2 protein-coding genes are annotated in these 1193 nt (G+C 72.1%); both read right to left on the reverse strand.

Annotated features, from left to right (window positions below):
• The coding region (locus OOZ63_RS28870; RefSeq protein WP_266009328.1) for a tannase/feruloyl esterase family alpha/beta hydrolase at positions 1-689 on the reverse strand (689 nt) is incomplete at its 3' end.
• A gap of 125 nt (positions 690-814) precedes the next feature.
• Positions 815-1193 (reverse strand): PucR family transcriptional regulator (locus OOZ63_RS28875; RefSeq protein WP_266009329.1); only part of this gene is annotated, 379 nt, incomplete at its 5' end.

Below are 1193 nucleotides of genomic sequence, written 5' to 3' on the forward strand. Positions count from 1 at the left end.
CGGGTGGCGACCTCGAGCGCCTCGCGGCCCCCGGTGGAGCCGCCGGCGAAATAGGACTGCTCGGCCTTCTCCACCGCGTAGCGCGCCTTGACGATGTGCATCGCGGCGTCGCGCGTCTTCTTCAGAGCCTCGCCGGCCCAGTTGCGCAGCGATTCCTCGTTCATCAGGAAGGTGCCGTCCAGCGAGCCCAGCGCGCCGGCCGCGTGGCCGCCGTTGCTGCCGAAGACGGCATAACCGCGCGCGATCGGGCGCGGCTGGTCGACCGGGCCGGCGGGCACATTGCCGGTGACGGCCGGCACGCTGCCGTTGAAGCCGCCGCCGCCGAGCATCAGCACCTTCTTGTTCCAGGTGGCGGGCAGGGCGATGCGCAAGGTGATGTCGGACGAGCTCTTGTCCACCGGCGCGATCGTCGCCGTCACCAGGCAATGCTCCGGCACCAGGCTGGCGGCGCTGCCGGCCGCCGGCACGACGACGGCGGTGGCGACCGTGCCGCCCGAGGTGGGCAGGCCGATCGCGCTGGCCGGGATGCTCATGCCCGTGAGCTTGTCGCAGGCCAGGGGCTGCGGCCCGGCGGGTGGCGGCGGTGGCGGCTCGACGGTCGAGCCGCTTCCGCCCCCGCCGCAGGCCATCAGCGGCAGGACAGTGGACAGGGTCAGCGCCAGGCGGCGCGCGCGGGGTGTGGGGTACATGGCGTCTCCTAGAGCGCCTTGTGAGGTGGCGCCTGGGTTGCCAGTGTTGGGAAAGCCCGCGGCCGCCGCTATGTGGCCGGATCACACTCGCGACCGGCGGCGCATGTGCGCCGCCGCCACCCGCTTCAGGCGCGCAGGCTCCACAGGCGCAGGGCGACGTGGATCTCCAGGGCCCGCATGGCCTGGCCCCAATGCCCCAGCAGATCCTCCACCGTGGCCAGGCGCTGGCGCACCGTGTTGGTATGGATGTCCAGGCGCTGCGCCGTGGTCTTGGCGTTCTGGTTGCAGTCGAAGTAGCAGAGCAGCGTTTCGGCCAGCCCGGCCTGGCGCTTGCGGTCGTGGGCCAGCAGCGGCCCGATCGTGGCGTTCAGGAACTGGTCCAGACTGGCCGGGTCATGGGTCTCGAACAGCGTGGAATACAGCGCCAGCTCGTTCTGGCCGATCACCTGGCCCTGCACGCCCAGCCGCGCCAGCACGGCCAGGGAACGCCGCAGCGTCGCGTAC

The sequence above is a fragment of the Paucibacter sp. PLA-PC-4 genome (assembly GCF_026241155.1).
Classification (GTDB): domain Bacteria; phylum Pseudomonadota; class Gammaproteobacteria; order Burkholderiales; family Burkholderiaceae_C; genus Roseateles_E.